Raw genomic sequence first — 17,809 nt, 5'->3', positions numbered from 1 at the left:
CTAGTTTAGTAACTAACCAGAGTTCAGGTTAGCTAGCTTTGTAGCGCACTATGAATCACCGTAATGTGCTCAATTAAATCTAAGCCCAGATCAGTTAAATATCCGCCATCTGGGCTATCTATAATCCCTTTTTCAAATAAACGTTGCGCTGCACTAAGTAAGCTTGGCTCTGCGTCTGAGTGTAATTTAATACCCTGCATTTTACTGTCGCGAGGAAACTTTGCTAATAGTGTGAATTCTTCGATCATTGTTTGATTAAATTGCATTGTGTGCACCTTTTTATTTGAATCCAAGTTGTTCTGTGAGTAACTAAGTTTATAATTAAAATCACTTTGTGTACTTTACACTAGCACGTTTTTTAGCTTAATGTATTATTTTTAACCCTCCCTATTTAAAGGCCTCTAATGCGTAACTTTTTAATTCTATGCTTTTGTTTTAGCAGCTTATCGTATTCAATACTTAGTGAAGCAACAACCCTTAAAACCCATTCAATTATTGATGCAAACCAGTTTGTAAATGAAGAATCAAACTGTTGGTACGACAACAAACGCTATAGCGAAGGCGCATTAATACAAATTCACTCATTTACACTTTTGTGCGGTGCTAAAACACCCCAGCACAGTAACAGCCAACTCATTTGGCTTAAAATAGATAAACAAGGTAATGCTATTTACCCAACAGCTCCTAAAACAATCACTGTGAATTAGCGCTAAAAGCTGATTTGAGCTACAATGCACGCAGTTTAAATAAGTAGTATGGCTATGAATAATCAACCTAAAAACCCTTTACATGGGGTCACGTTAGAACAAATACTTGTTGAGTTAGAACAGCGACTTGGCTGGAGAACACTTGGCGAACAAGTAAAAATTAAATGTTTTACTGATCAACCCAGCATTAAATCGAGTTTAAAGTTTTTGCGTAAAACGCCTTGGGCTCGCGATAAAGTGGAAGCACTTTATATTCACACTATAAATAATAAACCTATTCGTAGACCAAAAAGTGCACCGAGAGAAACACCTTCTCAAGCGCCGGATACAACAGGGTTTGTTTGGCCATCAATTAAAAAATGATGTAAAAAAGGAGCTAATTTAGCTCCTTTTTTGATTGTAACAAGCGCGATTTATTGTTCTTTGCAAATCACTTTTAATGAGGCCGGCTCAACAGTAATAACGAGTTTGTGAGCAGTTTTAATTTCACCATCAAGTACGTATTTAAGCTCACCATCGCCTGTAACCTCGACTCTTTTAGCATTTGTATGGTGCGAGTTTATAGCTAAATGTGTTTGCGTTAAGCTGCTAAACATCAGCTCTGCAATACTCAATACTGTGGTTGAGTTTTCGTCATTTGGTGTTAGCCAATTCACATCAAGAAGCCCGTCACTATGATCTGGCTGCCCACCACCTTGAGCCAATAATGTTGTAAAAGGCGCAGCGTTAGCCACAATAAAGCTATTTGTACATATTTCTTTGGGCTCATTATCGTCGAGTTTTACATTAAGTAGCTGTGATTTTTGCTCGCCAAAAGCTTCAAAAAAACCATTTAAATAGGCAAGTTGCCCCGATTTATTTTTTGACTCTCTATCTGCTTTTTCAATCATTGATTGCTCAAAACCAATACCCGCTAATAAAAGTACTAATTCATTATTGCAATAAGCCGTATCTATTGTGCTTGTTTGACCATCTATAATTAGGTCACAGGCTTGTTCTACTGGAATAAACTTAGAGCTTATACCCATCAATACATGCGCAAGTGCGTTTGCAGTCCCCATTGGGATGATTCCTAGCTTACATTGTGTATTTACAAGTACGCTTGCAACTTCGGCCACTGTACCATCGCCTCCACACGCAATTATAATGTCTGGCTTTTGCGCAATTGCTTGTTTAGCAAGCTCAATACCGTTAACGCATTGTGAAGTAGTCAATACTGTTAAATCGTAATAGGCGGATAACCGCGCAACAATTAAATGCTCTTTTTCTTGCCATAATCGCGTACCCGAAACAGGGTTTGCAATTAAAACAGCTTTGTTTTTAATCAGCAACTCGCCTTTTTTATGACGCTTAGCTAAATGACGAAGTTGATGCTTATTTAAGTTTGCGGTTTCGCGGGTTTCTTTTATTTGCGCAAGTACTTCATGTACATCTGCATTTTTGTTTTGACTCAATAAATAAGCCGCCATTACAAAAACAGACCGCCCACGGCCTAAGGCGCAATGTACAACTACGCGACGATTTTCTTTAATATGGTGATGTATCCAATTAATAGCCTGATTCAGCTGCGAATGTGAAGGGACACTATGATCAAGCACCGGAATATTTAAGTAATTAAAGTTCTCTTGCGTTGAACTCCACTCTAGACCGTCAAACTCGCACGTTACATCCAAAATCGCTGTAATTCCGTTATCTTTTAATGTGTCTATGTCTGAGGGAAATAATCGGCAAGCTAAAAATAGATTTTCGTTTATTTGTTGAATTGGCGGTACTTTGTCATGCTTACGCGACCAGGCATTATAAATTTGCACACCAAATAAAAATGGCACAAACGCCCAACGTATATAAAATGGGATCACTCCATTTTCACGTTTTCTAAATATTTTTGCTGTATTAAAAATATATGCGGTACTCACTAATAAAAGTGACAGCGCAGTCCAATAAAAAACAATAGCAAAGTAAACAGAGTTTACTTCCCACCCAATAAAAATAAGTAGTAATGCTAAAAGTGAATAACCAATTGCAGCCCACATAATCTCTCCTTTGTGTAAATAATTCCGATTTTCTAATTTTAATTTAAACGGCTTTATGTACTCTTTTGCAAATATCACGCCATATAAACGGCATTTTAAATTCAAATTAAAATCATAAATTATTGATATATAACATTAATAATAAAATAAATTTAAGTGCAATCTGCTCTTTGTGCATTTTTTACAAACATGTGAATAAATTATACTTACACGTCTAAATTTCAAATACTGATCGGTTATTGCTTGTACTAACGTATAAAGCAGCTAATCTAAAAATCAATTAAAATTTTTTGCATCCAAATCACGCCCTCAACCGTTTACTCAATGATAATAAGAAAAACAGGACCCCTATGGATAACGATGATTTACTCCCTCTTTTGTGCGCAACAGCACAAGGTGACAAAAATGCTTTCTCGAGCTTGTACCAGCAAACTAGCGGCAAACTTTTTGCTATTAGTTTAAACATGCTCACTAACAGAGCTTATGCGGAAGAGGCACTACAAGATGCTTTTATAAAAATTTGGCATAACGCATCTGAGTATAATGCTTCAAAAGGCACTGTTATAAGCTGGATGATAAGTATAGTTAGGTATAGAAGTCTCGACTCGCTGCGCTATCACAAAGTACGAAAAGAGCAGTCGTTAGGCGATGATGAATATGAAAATGAAAATGTTGACGTTAATTACGATGAAGAAACAAAACTGGTTAATTGTATCGAACAGCTTGAGCCACAACAAAAACAAGCTATTCACTTAGCTTATTATAAGGGGCTGAGTCATAGCGAGCTAGTGGATCATATAGAAACGCCATTAGGTACAGTTAAAAGCTGGATCAGGCGTGGGCTTATGCAGCTACAAAGGTGTTTAACATTATGAATTATAATAAACCCGAACTATTAGACGCGCTTGCTGGGCAGTATGTGCTTGGCACACTTAGAGGGCTTGCCCGTAAGCGTTTTCAGCGTCTGTTGCTTAATTCAAATCAAGCACGTGAAGCAACAAGTCTATGGGAGCAAAACCTAAACAACTTAGCGAGTGCTATTACGCCGCAAACGCCACGTGACGAGGTATGGGTAAATATACTACAACGTATTGAAAACAGGCCACAAACAAGTAAAACAGTGATACATACCAAGCCTTCAATTTGGCGTACATGGTCTTTTGTGGCAACTGCTGCGTGTATTGTTTTAGCCTTTTTAGTTATTCAACCTAGTACCAATGTTATGCACACTCAACAAATTGCTTTGGTTCAAAATCAAGATAAACAATCATTGTGGTTTATTGATGTAAGCGAGCAAGGGCTCTCAATTAAAGCCAGTAGCCAATTGGTTGCCCAAACTAATAAAGATTATGAGTTGTGGATGATTTTAAAAGGGCAAGATGCACCTATTTCACTGGGTTTACTGCCCAAGCAAGGCAGTAAAATATTATTTAAAGATAACCGCTTTAACGCAAGTGATATCGCATTGTTAGCAGTGAGCTTAGAACCTATTGGCGGCTCGCCAAATGGCTCTCCTACTGAAGTGCTTTACACCACAGAGCTAGTACTTTTATAACCCTACTATTATGACTAAAGTTGGCTGTTTACTTAAAGCAGCCAACCTTCTTTAAAACTTTTTTAACAAAAAATAAAAATAATTTAACTTTTTTGCATCCAATTTAAATCCTGCCCCGTTATTAGCTATGACTTCAATCAAAACTAAAGGACAAAGTCATGAAAGCTTTAACTCCATCAATACTCGCAGTAGTAATATGTAGTACGTTTGTAAGTGCACCAAGTGAAGCATCTAGCCACAGAGAAGCGCCAAATATAAGCCGTTTCCCGACTTTAGATTCAACCGATTTTTATGTATTTAATAGTTACGAGCAAGGTCGTGATGATTTTGTAACATTAATTGCTAACTATATCCCGCTGCAAGATGCATACGGCGGTCCTAATTACTTTGCAATGGACCCAGATGCTACCTACAGCATTCATATAGATAACGACGGCGATGCTGTTGAAGATATTACATTTGCGTTTAACTTTAAAAGCATGCTTCCTAATGATAACCAAGGTGTGCAATTAACTGTTGGACCTGAAGGTAATCAACGCACCGTGTCTGTACCGCTTAAAAATGTAGGCGGTGTATCTGCCGGTGATGACAGCGCTGCAAATTTTAGCGAATCATACACAATGAGCATGATTAGCGGCGCGCAGCGTACTGGCGAAACAACGGTATTAAACAACACTGCATCAAACTCAAGCACATTTTCTAAACCGCTTGATTATGTCGGCAATAAAACATTTGGCTCAATGAGCGATTACCAAACTTATGCTGACCAATTTGTGTATCAGGTTTCAATTCCTAACTGTGAAAGCATGGCACAAGTTTTTGTAGGACAACGTAAAGACCCATTTGTAGTTAACCTAGGTAAAACATTTGATTTAGTTAACTATGTACCTGTAGAAGGCGATAGCGCCCCTGGTGCTGGTGACGGCGGTGGTTTTCCAGGTGGTATAACGCAATCAGCCGATAATGACGACCTTGCAGATAAAAACGTAACATCAATCGCTATCGAAATACCTAAAAGCTGTATTGTCGGTGAAGGTAACAAAGTAATTGGTGCATGGACAACAGCAAGCTTACCTCAAGCACGTGTATTAAACCCAAATGCTAAATTTGCTAATAATGCGGTAAACGGTGGTGCATTAACTCAGGTTTCACGACTAGGTAGCCCGCTTGTAAATGAGCTGGTAATTGGTATTAAAGACAAAGACACATTTTCTACTGCGCACCCTAAAGACGATGCACAATTTTTAGATTATGTATCTCACCCAGCACTACCAGAGTTATTAAATATTTTGTTTAAAGATGCTGTTAATACCACTCTTGGCGCAAACTTAGAAACTCTGGCACCCACTAACTTCCCGCGTACTGATTTAATCACTGCATTTTTAACGGGTTTTGCAGGCGTTAATCAACAAGCAACAGTAACACCTTCAGAAATGCTACGTTTAAATACAGACATTGCAGCAACAGCGCAAGCTGATCAATCTGCATTTGGTGTAGCGGGTAATGATTTAGCCGGCTTCCCAAATGGTCGTCGCCCGGGTGATGATGTGGTTGATATTGCACTTCGTGTTGTGATGGGTCGTTTATGTCATCCTATTCCTGTAAATGGTGAAGACACTGATTTAGGACTCTGTGTACCAGAGGATGCTAATACAGGCACAGTGCCATTTACTGACGGTGCACCTATTGATGCAACAATGATGGATTCATCATTCCCATACCTTGCAACACCGCTTGCTGGCTCTAAATAAGGAGTAAAATAATGCGTAATTTAAAAACTACCCATATTTGTGTTCTCCTCAGTGCATTAACATTGGGAGCATGTAGTAGCGATGATGATAAAAAACAGCCTACACCGGTTGTAAACACAGCGCCTACCGCAAGTGATGCAATGCTAACTACACAAACTGAGGTAAGCATTACCGATATGCTTAGCGCAACCGACAATGATGGCGATTCACTGACTTACTCGTTAACAAGTGAGCCAACTCTCGGAACTGTTACCGTTAATAGCGATGGTAACTTTACCTATACACCGAATAAAGAAGCGACAGGTTCAGATAGTTTTATGTTTGGTGTAAGTGATGGCGTTAATTCGCAAGTAACTGCAACAGTAAACATTACAATTGACGCACTACAAGTCGACTTTGCTCAATTTGCAACCGATGCATTTAATCAAGCCCCAAATGCAGAGCCATTAACAGTTAACGGTCGGGTGTTTACAAACACAGATACCGATGTTGATGGATTAATTTCAACAAACGGTAACTAACCAAGTAATTAAGCTGACAGGCCATGGATGGCTTTTTTCAAAGGATATTTATAATGTATTTATCAATTTTTAAGTCCGTCGCATTTATTACTTTATGCCTAACACCCCTTGCGTTAAGCGCTGCGCTTTTTACCCCAAAAGATGATGCAGTTATTGCTAAAAGTAATTCAACGCTTAGTGCTTCCCTCTCTGTTGACGAAATAAATACATTAGTCACTAACAGCCAATATGCCGGCCAAACAGAGCGCTTACAGGGGCTACTTAAAACCCGTTTAGCCCAGCTATATAAACAAACACCCTCATCTCAAATTGGTTACTTATATGCTCGCGTTTTACAAAAAGAGCACCTTTTTGACGAAGCTATTGATATTGCTAACAACGTTTTGATTGCCGAGCCAAAACATAGTAATAGCCATTTATTGCTAGCCAATATATTTATGACTCAAGGTAAGTTTGCACAAGCAAAAAAACACTGCGTCGCCTTAATTGGGCAAGTAAGCACTATTACTGCTAGCACCTGTGTACTCGATGTACAAAGCCAACATGAAAGCGTTTTAGACAGCTACCAAGCATTAGTAAAAATTATAAATAATAATCAAACTAGCCTAGCTACAAACCATGTTTTAAGTGAAATGAGCTACCGTTTAAACAACTACAAACAAGCTTTGTCTCACTTACAAAGTGTAGATTTAGTTCAAGCCCCTGTGAGCCTTATTGTTTTATGGGCCGATATTCAAATTGCTCTAAATCAACCGCAACAAGTATTAAATACATTAAGCGTACTGCTTCCTGATAAAAGTAATTTAGAGGATGCTATTTTGCTAAGACTTTCAATCGCAGAAAAAAAACTAAATAAACGCGATAAAAAATGGCAAAATACAATGGCGCAAAGAGTTACACTACGAGAGCTTCGTAAAGATTCTTTTCATGCAAGTGACTTAGCTAAATATTACCTTGATGTACAACCAAATCGCGAAAAAGCACTTTACTGGGCTCATATTAATTGGCAACAGGCTAAAATGAGCACCGATGAGCAATTACTTATTCAAGCAAAAGCGATGCAACGAGACACACTATGAAAACGCCTTATCTATTTATACTCACTTTAATGCTGTGTATTTTCTCAACTTACAGCTTTGCCCATCAACTAAGTACAAGTTATATAACCTTAAATAGCGAGAACAATAACGACACCAACAAAAACCAATACACGGGTACCTGGCAAATTAATATAGCCGACTTAGAGCACGCAGTGCCTCTGGATTTAGATAAAAACGGGCAAATTTCGTGGGCAGAAATAAAAGCAAAACGCAGCTCAATTAATAACTTCATTGAAGAAAATTTAAATATCACGCAAAACGCGCAAATATGCCCTTTAAAAAGTGAAGGAATCTATCAGCTAGATAATCATTTTAACCAACCTTATTTAGTCATTCCGCTGCTGTTTAGCTGTGATGACAATAAAGTAATCTCCCTTTCCTATTCCGCTTTTTTTAAAACCGATGCCAATCATAAGTCCATCGTAAATATAAACGGTGTATCTCGTGTATTTAATATCAACGAGGCACAACAAACGTTCAGCTTTGAGCAAACAAGTTATTTAAGTACGTTTAATCAATACGTGTATCAGGGTGTTTTACATATTTGGATTGGTATTGATCATATTTTATTTTTAATCGCCCTGTTACTTACCTGTGTTTTAAAGCGCAGCGATAAAGCATGGCAAGGTATTAGCTCTAAAAAACAAATTATTAAACACACAGCATGGATAGTAACCGCGTTTACACTTGCGCACTCTATTACGCTTACCGCAACAGCTATGAGCTTAGTCTCACCAAATAGCCGCTGGGTAGAGCTTGGAATTGCTATATCGGTTTTATTTGCAGCATTAAATAATGTGTGGCCGTTGGTACTTCGTTTAGGTTGGCTTACTTTTGCTTTTGGTTTACTGCACGGGATGGGATTTGCGAGCGTACTTGGCGAGCTTGGCTTGTCGAGCGACTATCAACTGCTTAGCATTTTAGCGTTTAATTTAGGCGTCGAAATCGGACAACTTAGTATCTTACTAGTAGCCTTACCAATACTCATTTATGTGCGACACTACACTTGGTATAAAAAGTGGTTAATGCCAATGGGCTCCGTTGCTATCGCAATCATTGCACTTCAGTGGTCAATCGAGCGCTTTTAAATAGACTAAAATAAAAAAGCTAGCCAAAATATTGGCTAGCTTACTTTTGGTTATTTATTTTGAGCGTTACTGCGCTTTATCAAATGGCATCAGTAATGTTTTCATCGCAGGGCGAAGCGCTATGAGTACCGTTTCTTCGGTGAGCTCAGGGTAGAGTAACTTTCTGAGTAATAACCCCGCCATCATCGAAAAAATAACGTTAATTCGGCTTTCAAGTTCAAGCTCATCAATGTCTTTGAGCGCACTTCGCTCGCTTGTTAAAAGCTGTCTCATGCGCCCTCTTGCTTGAATATCGGTTTCACGCAAGAGAGTTGCTACTTTAATATTTCGACCTGCTTCTGCCATCATGTCTAAATCAATAACACACGAGCCTGTGTCCATGTGCCTTTGCACACCAATATTTAAGCCATCTAAAAGAGCCGCTAAAACATCACCAGGGTGATCTTCAAACTTTTGAAAGATGGAGAACATTTCTTCCATGTCTTTTTCAATAATGCTTTCTATAATGGCTTCTTTACTTTCAAAGTAATTATAAATATGGCCTGCACTCATCCCTGCCGTTTTAGATATTTCAGCCATACCTGCACCGTGATAACCTTTTCGGCGAAAACACTCTGCAGCAGCTGTTAATATTTGCTCACGCCTAGCCAGTGCTATCGCGGGATCTGTTTGCCTTTTTGCTTTAGGCTTCATGTTCAACTCCACTACCAAGTCATAAACCCAGTAAAGCAAGAGCTATAAATAGTCTCGCCATGTAAATATGTAATGCGGCTTTAAAAGCCGAAAATATTATTTCTCTACCTGAGCTGTTTCACTGGTTACGTTCCATCCGCCACCAAGCGCTTTGTACAAGTTAATTTGGCTTGCAAGATACGCTTGCTGACCCGAAATTAACTGTTGCTGTGCGCCGTACCATGTACGCTGAGCATCAAGTACTTGCAAGTAGCTATCTGCGCCTTTTTCGTAACGCATTTTTGATAAATCAAACGTGATTTGTCGGCTACTTATAAGCATATCAAGGGCACTTAATTGCTCTTGGTAACCTTCTCTATCAGCAAGTGCATCGGCAACTTCGCGAAACGCATTTTGAATTTTTTGCTGATAAGTAGCCACTGCAATTTCTTGATCAGCTTTTGCTACATCAAGATTTGCTTGGTTACGTCCCATATTAAAAATAGGTAAGCTAATTGACGGCACAAAACTCCATGTACCTGAGCCTGAATCAAACAAGCCACTTAAATCACTTGAAGCAGACCCGGCATTGGCTGTTAAGCTAATACTTGGATAAAACGCCGCACGTGCAATACCAATATTGGCATTTGCAGCAAGCATTAAATGCTCAGCGGCTTTAATATCAGGGCGCTGCGATAACAGGTCAGACGGTAAACCGACCGGCACTTCTGGCATGCTGATCAAGTTAGTCAGGTCTTTACCAGGCAGTAAATCAGCTGAAACAGATTTACCCACTAATAAATCTAAGGCACTTTTATCACGCTTTAACAAACGTTTGTACGTTGCTATGTCTACTTTTGCTGTAGCAACTGTACTTCTAAGCTGCTCAAGGGTAATTGAAGAAGTCGCACCTAAATCAAAGCTTTTTTGCGTAAGCGATAATGATTCTTGCTGAGAGGTGAGCGTTTCTTTTGCAAGCTCTAGCAGTTGTAAGTCCGTCGCGTAACTAAGCCACGCATTTGCCAACTCTGAAATTAAAGACACCTGCGTACTGTATTGGCTAAGCTCTGTAGAGTATAAATTTTGGAGTGCTTGCGCTGATTGATTGCGTACTTTGCCCCAAATATCTAACTCGTAAGACGTAATGCCCACTGTTGCACTGTATTGCGAGCTAATAGCTGCATCGCCAGTACCCGACAAATCAGCCGGTAAACGCTGGCGCGTACCAGAAGCATTTAAATCAAGCGACGGATACAAAGCAGAGTCTTCAATTTGATACAAACCACGCACACGCTGCACATTAAGCACTGCAATTTGCATGTCTTTATTATGCTCAAGGCTTTGCGTAATTAAGGTTTGTAGTTTTTCATCATTAAAAAACTGCTGCCAATTTAATTGCTGCGCAGCGTTTTGCTCAGTACCTGATGCATAAGCATCAGATACTGGTAGAGCAAGGTCTTTTTGCTCTGGCGCTAATTGACAACCACTTAGCACCAATAAAGTAATTGCACTTAGGCTGAATGTTTTAATGCTCATTCTGCGCTCTCCTTTGTTGTCTCGTTAGTTTTACCAGGGAATACACGGCGAACTAACACAAAGAACAACGGTACAAATACAACAACTAATATTGATGATGCGAGTGTGCCACCAATAATCGAAATACCTAACGCATTTTGCGCACCAGAACCCGCACTTGAGGCTATTGCAAGTGGTAAAACACCACAAATAAAGGCCATCGAAGTCATAAGTATTGGACGTAATCGTAAGCGTACAGCTGCAATAGCCGCATCAACTAAGCCAAGCCCATCATCCATTTTATGAATCGCAAACTCTACAATTAATATCGCATTTTTAGATGCCAAACCAATGGTGGTCAGCAAGCCTACCTGCAAGTAAATATCGTTAGATAAGCCACCGCCTAGCGCTGCCATAATTGCACCAAATATACCCAGTGGCACAATCATCATTACCGCAAACGGTACCGACCAACTTTCATAAAGTGCAGCTAAACATAAAAATACAAACAACAGCGATAAGCCATATAGTAAAGGTGCTTGACCACTACTTGAGCGCTCTTGGAATGAAATACCGGTCCACTCAGACGAAATACCATTAGGCAGCTGTTTAACTAAACGCTCCATTTCGTCCATTGCTTGGCCTGTACTGTAGCCCGGCGCTGCACTACCTTGAATTTCCATTGCTGAAAAACCATTGTAACGCTCTAAACGTGGCGAACCATACGTCCAGTAGGCACTAGCAAACGCTGAAAACGGCACCATATCGCCATTATCATTGCGCACATACCACTTATTTAGATCCTCAGGCACCATGCGCGATTGTGCATCACCTTGCATATACACTTTTTTAACTCGACCACGGTCAATAAAGTCATTCACATAACTACTACCCCATGCTGTCGAAAGTGTACTGTTAATATCGTTTTGCGACACGCCAAGCGCTTCGGCTTTTGCCAAATCTATATCAAGTTGTAGTTCTGGCATATCTTCTTGTCCATTTGGACGTACGCCCGCTAAAATTGGACTTTGGCTTGCTAAACCTAATAACTGATTTCGTGCCGCCAAAAGTGCGTCATGGCCAAGGCCTACACGGTCTTGTAAAAAGATATTAAAACCATTAGCAGTACCCAGTTCAACAATTGCAGGTGGCGGGAATGCAAACACAAACGCTTCTTTTATCGTTGAAAAGTACCCCATCGCTTTACCTGCAACACCTTGAACAGATAACTCGTCACGTTGACGCTCATCCCAATGTTTAAGGTTAACAAAGGCAATTGCTGAGTTTTGGCCAGAGCCTGCAAAACTAAAACCAGTAACGGTAAAAATACCATTCACAGCTTCAGATTGATCGTTTAAAAAGTGATTTTCTACCTTTTTAACAACCTCAAGCGTTTGCTGTGTTGTAGAGCCTGCTGGCAGTGAAACTTGGTTAAACAAAATACCTTGGTCTTCGTCAGGTAAAAATGCCGTTGGCAAGCTTGAGAATACATAAACCATACCGCCCACAATCACACCATAAATAAGTAAGTAGCGTTTAGAGTGCGTAAGCATACGGCCTACAAAGCTTTGTGCACCTGAATTTGTTTTATCAAAACCACGGTTAAAGCCTGTAAAAAATCGGCCAAATAACGTCTCATTGTTATGTACATGGCTTGGTTTTAAAAGCGTTGCACACAATGCAGGCGTTAAAATAAGAGCAACTAAAACAGATAACCCCATCGCCGATACCAGTGTTATAGAAAACTGACGATAAATAATACCGGTAGAGCCACTAAAGAATGCCATTGGGATAAATACCGCAGAAAGCACCATGGCAATACCTACCAGCGCGCCTTTAATTTCATCCATAGATTTACGCGTAGCTTCAAGTGCCGAGAGTTTTTCCTCGGTCATTAAGCGCTCAACGTTTTCTACAACAACGATTGCGTCATCTACCAATAAGCCTATGGCAAGTACCATCGCAAACATCGTTAGCGTATTTATTGAATAACCAAAGGTGTACAAAATACCAAACGTACCTAGTAAAACCACTGGCACTGCTATTGTTGGTATAAGTGTTGCCCTAAAGTTTTGTAGGAACAAATACATAACTACAAAAACAAGTACAACAGCTTCAATTAAGGTATGAATAACTTTTTCGATAGATAACGATACAAACGGCGTTGTGTCGTAAGGTATAACAGCATCTAACCCTTCAGGGAAAAACGGTTTTAGCTCTTCAATTGCTTTTTTAACTCCAGCGGCAGTATCAAGTGCGTTAGCACCACTGGCTAATTTAATACCTAATCCTGATGCAGGTTGCCCATCGTAACGAGCAACAACGCGGTAGCTTTCACCGCCAAGCTCTACTCTAGCAACGTCCTCTAGACGTACAAAAGAGCCATCTGGATTGGTTTTAACTAATATTTGTTCAAATTGCTCTGGCGTTTGTAATCGACTTTGCGCCGTTACTGTTGCATTAAGTTGCTGACCATCAACGGCAGGCATACCGCCAAGTTGACCGGCAGATACTTGCGCATTTTGCGCACTAATTGATGCACTAATATCAGCAGGTGTCAGCTTATAATTTTGTAACTTTGAAGGGTCTAACCAAATACGCATCGCGTACTGAGAACCAAACAGCTGCACTTCACCTACGCCTTCAACACGCGAGACAATATCTTGCACGTTTGATGAAACATAATCGCCAATATCAATATTGGTCATGCTGCCATCTTTAGACACAAAAGCATAAACCATTAAAAAGTTACGCGCTGACTTTGCAACTACAACACCTTGCCTTTGAACTGCTTCTGGTAATAGTGGAGTCGCTGTCGCTAGTTTATTTTGCACTTGAACTTGTGCAATATCAGGGTCTGTTTCAGCGCTAAACGAAAGTGTAAGCGTAGCAGAACCACTCGACTCAGACGTAGATGACATATAAAGCAGGCCATCAAGTCCTTTCATTTTTTGCTCAATAACTTGCGTTACCGTATCTTCAAGTGTACGTGCAGATGCACCAGGGTACGTTGCAGTAATACTCACTGCAGGTGGTGCAATTGAAGGATACTGCGAAATAGGTAAACTCCTAATCGCCAAAATACCTGCAAGCATCACTACAATAGCGAGTACCCAAGCAAATATCGGTCTATCGATAAAAAATCGTGACATTAAAACTCTCCGTTATTGCGCTTGATCGGCTTTAGCAGACGATTGAATTTCAGATGGATTCACTGGTGCACCAGGGCGGATTTTTTGTAAACCTTCAACTATTAACTTATCGCCATCCATTAAGCCATCAGTAACAAGCCAATCAGAACCAATCGTTCTATCTACTTTTAATACGCGGCTTTCTACTGTGTTGTCTTTACTGACAACCATTGCTGTTGGTTCGCCTTTTGAGTTGCGGCTAACACCACGTTGCGGAGCTAAAATAGCACCCGTCTTAACACCTTCCACAATAGAAGCTCGGGCATACATGCCTGGTAGTAATAATTTTTCTGGGTTTGAAAATTTAGCACGTAGTATTACTGAGCCAGTACTTGGATCAACTGTCACTTCAGAAAACTGCAATGTGCCTTTATGAGGATAAATAGAGCCATCTTCCATAATAAGTTCAACGTCAGTTTGGCTAGTCGAATCAACACTTAGAGCACCTGATGATATTGCTTTTTTAAGTTTGGTAAGCTCATTACTTGATTGTGTTAAATCGATATAAATTGGATCTAACTGAGTCACTGTAGCAAGTGCAGTACTTTGGTTAGCACTAACTAATGCACCTACAGTTACGCTTGATTTACTAATTTGACCACTAATTGGTGACGACACATGGCTATAATCAAGGTTAATTTGCGCCGATTTCAACTGCGCTTTAGCCGTTAATAATTCTGCTTTTGCTTGTTTATATGCAGCATCTGCTTCATCAAAGTCTTGCTGACTTACCGCTTTTATTTTTAAAAGCTCGCTAAAACGAGATGCTTTAGCTTTACTACTTGAAATACTCGCCTGAGCACGTGCAACACTTGCTTCACTTGCTGCTAAGTCTGCTTCAAATGTCGCAGGATCTATTTGATACAGAGCCTGGCCTTGTTTAACCTCTTTACCTTCTACAAATAAACGAGATTGCACAATACCACTTACTTGTGGGCGAATTTCAGCAATTTGAAATGCACTGATACGACCAGGAAGTTCTTTTTTGAGAGTAAGCGCTTGGCTTTTTAATGTAAGTACACCCACTGGTACAGCTTTAGGAGCTGAAGCTTGTGACTGCTCAGCAGCCTGATCGCAACCAGTTAAAGCAACAGAACCGACGAGGGCTGACAATACAAATAAAGCGATGCGGGAACGCTGCATGTTAAATACCTTTTAGTTTAGAGTGAACGATCATTCTAAATTAAAACGCGCTGATAATGAATCTTAATTAGAAGAAATTTACACAAACTTACACTCCTCAGTACAATATACGTCTTAGGTTGCATTTAATGTTAATTAGATGAAAATAGAATCAAGACTGTATGAAAATAAAACAACTTAACATATTGAAATAATCTCTTATTTTAGAAACGAAGTTTTTAACAGACACAAAAAAGCCAAGCAAATACAGCTTGGCTATTTATATAAAAACTAAAGCGCACCTTATTTTAAAGGATATTAGCACTCTGCGGGTTAATAACCCTTGAAACTAACAACTGCTCTACCCTAATTCCTTCTACATCAACAACTTCAAACTTAAAGCCTGAAAAAGTTAAATGCTCCGCGCGTTTAGGTATTCGCTTCATATTGTAAATTAAAAAGCCAGCGACCGTTTCATAGTGCATCTGATCAGGAAATTCTTCTATATCAAGTACTTTTGCTAAATCGGTAATTGGGGTTAAGCCATCTACAAGCCATGAATTTTTATCGCGTTCTATGATTAATTCGTCGCCTTGATGAGTGATTAAATCACCCATAAACCCTTTCATTAAATCTTTTACCGTTACAATACCCACCGAAAGCGCATATTCGTTTACGACAACAGCAAATGGTTTTGCTGCACTTTTAAACGCATTTAAAGCTTCAGATAAGCTTAATGTTTCGGGTAAGTAAAAAACATCTTTATCAATGAGATCATCGTTTATATTGGCAGCTTCGCCCTTTAGTACTTGTCGTAAAATATCTTTAGATTCAACAGAGCCATGCAACTTATCTAAATTTCCTGACACCACTAAAAAGTGGTTATGAGGATGGTCAATAATTTTAGTCGCAATATCATGGCTAGATTCGTTTAAATCAAAATATACAATTTGGTCGCGTGGCGTCATTACGCTTGATAAAAATCGCGCTTCTAGGTCAAACACATTGCCAATGAGTTCATATTCTTGCTTTTGCAAACTACCGTATGCAGCACCTGCTTCCATCATGGCAACAATGTCCTCTGTTGTCACATTGTCTTCTCGCTCAGCGGGTACTTTAAATAAGCGCAACACAAAGTTAGTGACACCATTAAAAAACATTACCAGCGGGGTTAATGCAAAGGTAACCCAGCGCATTATTGTAACCACTCTAACAGCGACCGCTTCAGGCATGATCATCGCTAAACGCTTTGGCATTAAATCGGCGAATAATATAAATAAGGATGTAATAGTAAAAAACGAGAATAAAAAGCTAATTTTTTCTAAATGCGCACCTTGATAAAACAATACCAACACACTTTCAACATAAGGCGATAAGGCCTGCTCGCCCACAATACCACCCAATATCGCTATCGCGTTGAGTGCTATTTGGATCATGGCAAAAAAAGCCCCTGGATTTTCTTGTAGCTTTAGTACCGCTGCTGCCTTTATATTCCCTTCATCTGCCATTACTCGCAGTTTTATTTTACGCGACGCTGCAATTGCTATTTCTGACATAGCAAACAACGCACTGATCAAGATCAATAAGCTAATCCCGATTAAATCACCCATTTAACGCTCCAAAAAGTTAGTGCTTTTTTAAACAAAAAGCAGCTGGATTATAATCGGTTTTTAAAATGCGGCAATTTATATTTATAAAATATATTAAAGTAATTTAATTTCATGAGGTTACATTGATTAAACTGTTTTTTAAACTGTTTAATTGCCTTTAAAGGCGACTTTTAATTGAACAACTAAGGCCGGATCCATATTTATATTACAAGCAAAAAATAATGGAGATTGGGCTGTATTTAGATTTAGTAATGGCTCGAGTAGCTCAAGCCTAGGCTCAGTTTTTATTCGATAGCTAAATTGCTTTTTGCTAAGAACAACAAAATCAAGAATATCGTGACGAGTGCTTATGAGTTTATCTATTTTATCTAGGCTATCGATGAGTAATAAATGCTTGTTCTCACTAAAGCCCCTCTCAAGCAAATAGTGATGACTAAAATTATCACGCAGTACTGCTATTTTATATTTTTTAGCATCATTGAGAGTATTTAACTTTATACCTCTGGACTTTAGACCATAAATGGCAGAATCAAAGCTTTCCAGTTCACCTACCCAGTTAAACTTACTTTCTCTATTAGGTAATCGAACAATTGAAAATATACAGGTGTTTTTATCGCGTAGCGCTGCATTGTAAGATATGGCCCAACTATGCGCCAACATAGTGTATTTTATATCAGTACCTTCTAGCGCTTTATGAACTTTCTCGACAGAGCGGCCAACGAGTTTATTATCTTCATTGAGATACTGAAAATCCGGAAATACTTCCGTTACTATTGTGATTTCAGTTGCATCAACTTTAATACAGCTAATGAACAATAAAAAGATCAATAATTTCATTTAGCAAGGCCTCAACTAACTCATTATAAGTATTTAATAAATATAGCTGAGGCTTTATGAACTGCTAGTTTTTAGTCATGTAATGCACACTTATACGCTGATAGTGC

16 protein-coding genes are annotated in these 17,809 nt (G+C 39.2%); 8 read left to right on the top strand and 8 right to left on the bottom strand.

The annotated features are described in order from the left end of the window. Positions 1–32: 32 nt before the first annotated feature. Complete coding sequence (locus GQR39_RS14075) at positions 33–266, bottom strand: TIGR02647 family protein (protein WP_007582405.1); 234 nt, start codon at positions 264–266, stop codon at positions 33–35. Positions 267–404: 138 nt separating this feature from the next. On the opposite strand from GQR39_RS14075, the gene GQR39_RS14070 reads away from it, so the two are divergent. Then, on the top strand, positions 405–707 hold the full coding sequence (locus GQR39_RS14070) for a DUF1496 domain-containing protein (protein ID WP_008134362.1): 303 nt from the start codon (positions 405–407) through the stop codon (positions 705–707). A gap of 54 nt (positions 708–761) precedes the next feature. Further along, positions 762–1,070: a VF530 family protein gene (locus GQR39_RS14065; RefSeq protein ID WP_165735918.1), complete on the top strand. Its 309-nt coding sequence runs from the start codon at positions 762–764 to the stop codon at positions 1,068–1,070. A 50-nt stretch (positions 1,071–1,120) separates the two neighbouring features. Here the strand turns inward: GQR39_RS14065 and GQR39_RS14060 are convergent, their stop codons facing one another. Continuing rightward, entirely contained in the window at positions 1,121–2,740 is a 1,620-nt protein-coding gene (locus GQR39_RS14060; RefSeq protein ID WP_165735917.1) for a diacylglycerol kinase family protein, read from the bottom strand. A gap of 350 nt (positions 2,741–3,090) precedes the next feature. On the opposite strand from GQR39_RS14060, the gene GQR39_RS14055 reads away from it, so the two are divergent. The 6 genes from GQR39_RS14055 to GQR39_RS14030 all read left to right on the top strand — a co-directional run bounded on the left by GQR39_RS14055 (position 3,091) and on the right by GQR39_RS14030 (position 8,755). Then, the gene (locus GQR39_RS14055) at positions 3,091–3,615 is read left to right on the top strand and encodes a sigma-70 family RNA polymerase sigma factor (protein ID WP_165735916.1); all 525 of its coding nucleotides are present in this window, start codon (positions 3,091–3,093) and stop codon (positions 3,613–3,615) included. Beyond that, positions 3,612–4,295 carry an anti-sigma factor gene (locus GQR39_RS14050; RefSeq protein ID WP_101217046.1) on the top strand — a complete coding sequence of 228 codons (684 nt, stop codon included), beginning with the start codon at positions 3,612–3,614 and terminating at the stop codon, positions 4,293–4,295. The genes GQR39_RS14055 and GQR39_RS14050 overlap by 4 nt, the downstream gene beginning before the upstream one ends. 158 nt (positions 4,296–4,453) lie before the next feature. After that, a complete protein-coding gene (locus tag GQR39_RS14045) occupies positions 4,454–6,046 on the top strand; it encodes a DUF4331 domain-containing protein (RefSeq protein ID WP_165735915.1) in 1,593 nt (530 codons plus the stop codon). Positions 6,047–6,057: 11 nt separating this feature from the next. Continuing rightward, entirely contained in the window at positions 6,058–6,567 is a 510-nt protein-coding gene (locus tag GQR39_RS14040) for an Ig-like domain-containing protein (protein WP_165735914.1), read from the top strand. Positions 6,568–6,620: 53 nt separating this feature from the next. Further along, a complete protein-coding gene (locus tag GQR39_RS14035; RefSeq protein ID WP_165735913.1) occupies positions 6,621–7,646 on the top strand; it encodes a hypothetical protein in 1,026 nt (341 codons plus the stop codon). Continuing rightward, a complete protein-coding gene (locus GQR39_RS14030) occupies positions 7,643–8,755 on the top strand; it encodes a HupE/UreJ family protein (protein ID WP_121953592.1) in 1,113 nt (370 codons plus the stop codon). The genes GQR39_RS14035 and GQR39_RS14030 overlap by 4 nt, the downstream gene beginning before the upstream one ends. A gap of 66 nt (positions 8,756–8,821) precedes the next feature. Here the strand turns inward: GQR39_RS14030 and GQR39_RS14025 are convergent, their stop codons facing one another. The 6 genes from GQR39_RS14025 to GQR39_RS14000 all read right to left on the bottom strand — a co-directional run bounded on the left by GQR39_RS14025 (position 8,822) and on the right by GQR39_RS14000 (position 17,702). Then, positions 8,822–9,448 (bottom strand): TetR/AcrR family transcriptional regulator, encoded by a 627-nt coding sequence (locus GQR39_RS14025; RefSeq protein WP_121953593.1) that lies wholly within the window; start codon positions 9,446–9,448, stop codon positions 8,822–8,824. Between the two features lie 96 nt (positions 9,449–9,544). Beyond that, positions 9,545–10,963 carry an efflux transporter outer membrane subunit gene (locus tag GQR39_RS14020; protein ID WP_165735912.1) on the bottom strand — a complete coding sequence of 473 codons (1,419 nt, stop codon included), beginning with the start codon at positions 10,961–10,963 and terminating at the stop codon, positions 9,545–9,547. Then, positions 10,960–14,094, bottom strand: a complete 3,135-nt coding sequence (locus tag GQR39_RS14015) for an efflux RND transporter permease subunit (protein WP_165735911.1) — start codon at positions 14,092–14,094, stop codon at positions 10,960–10,962. The genes GQR39_RS14020 and GQR39_RS14015 overlap by 4 nt, the downstream gene beginning before the upstream one ends. A gap of 12 nt (positions 14,095–14,106) precedes the next feature. Then, positions 14,107–15,276 (bottom strand): efflux RND transporter periplasmic adaptor subunit, encoded by a 1,170-nt coding sequence (locus GQR39_RS14010; RefSeq protein WP_165735910.1) that lies wholly within the window; start codon positions 15,274–15,276, stop codon positions 14,107–14,109. A 287-nt stretch (positions 15,277–15,563) separates the two neighbouring features. Continuing rightward, on the bottom strand, positions 15,564–16,865 hold the full coding sequence (locus GQR39_RS14005) for a hemolysin family protein (protein WP_007582388.1): 1,302 nt from the start codon (positions 16,863–16,865) through the stop codon (positions 15,564–15,566). Positions 16,866–17,012: 147 nt separating this feature from the next. Then, the gene (locus GQR39_RS14000; RefSeq protein WP_165735909.1) at positions 17,013–17,702 is read right to left on the bottom strand and encodes an amino acid ABC transporter substrate-binding protein; all 690 of its coding nucleotides are present in this window, start codon (positions 17,700–17,702) and stop codon (positions 17,013–17,015) included. Positions 17,703–17,809: the final 107 nt, after the last annotated feature.

The sequence above is a fragment of the Pseudoalteromonas sp. C8 genome (genome assembly GCF_011378685.1).
Lineage (GTDB): Bacteria > Pseudomonadota > Gammaproteobacteria > Enterobacterales > Alteromonadaceae > Pseudoalteromonas > Pseudoalteromonas arctica.
Note: the sequence above shows the minus strand (reverse complement) of the source record. Positions and strands in the feature narration are given on the sequence as shown.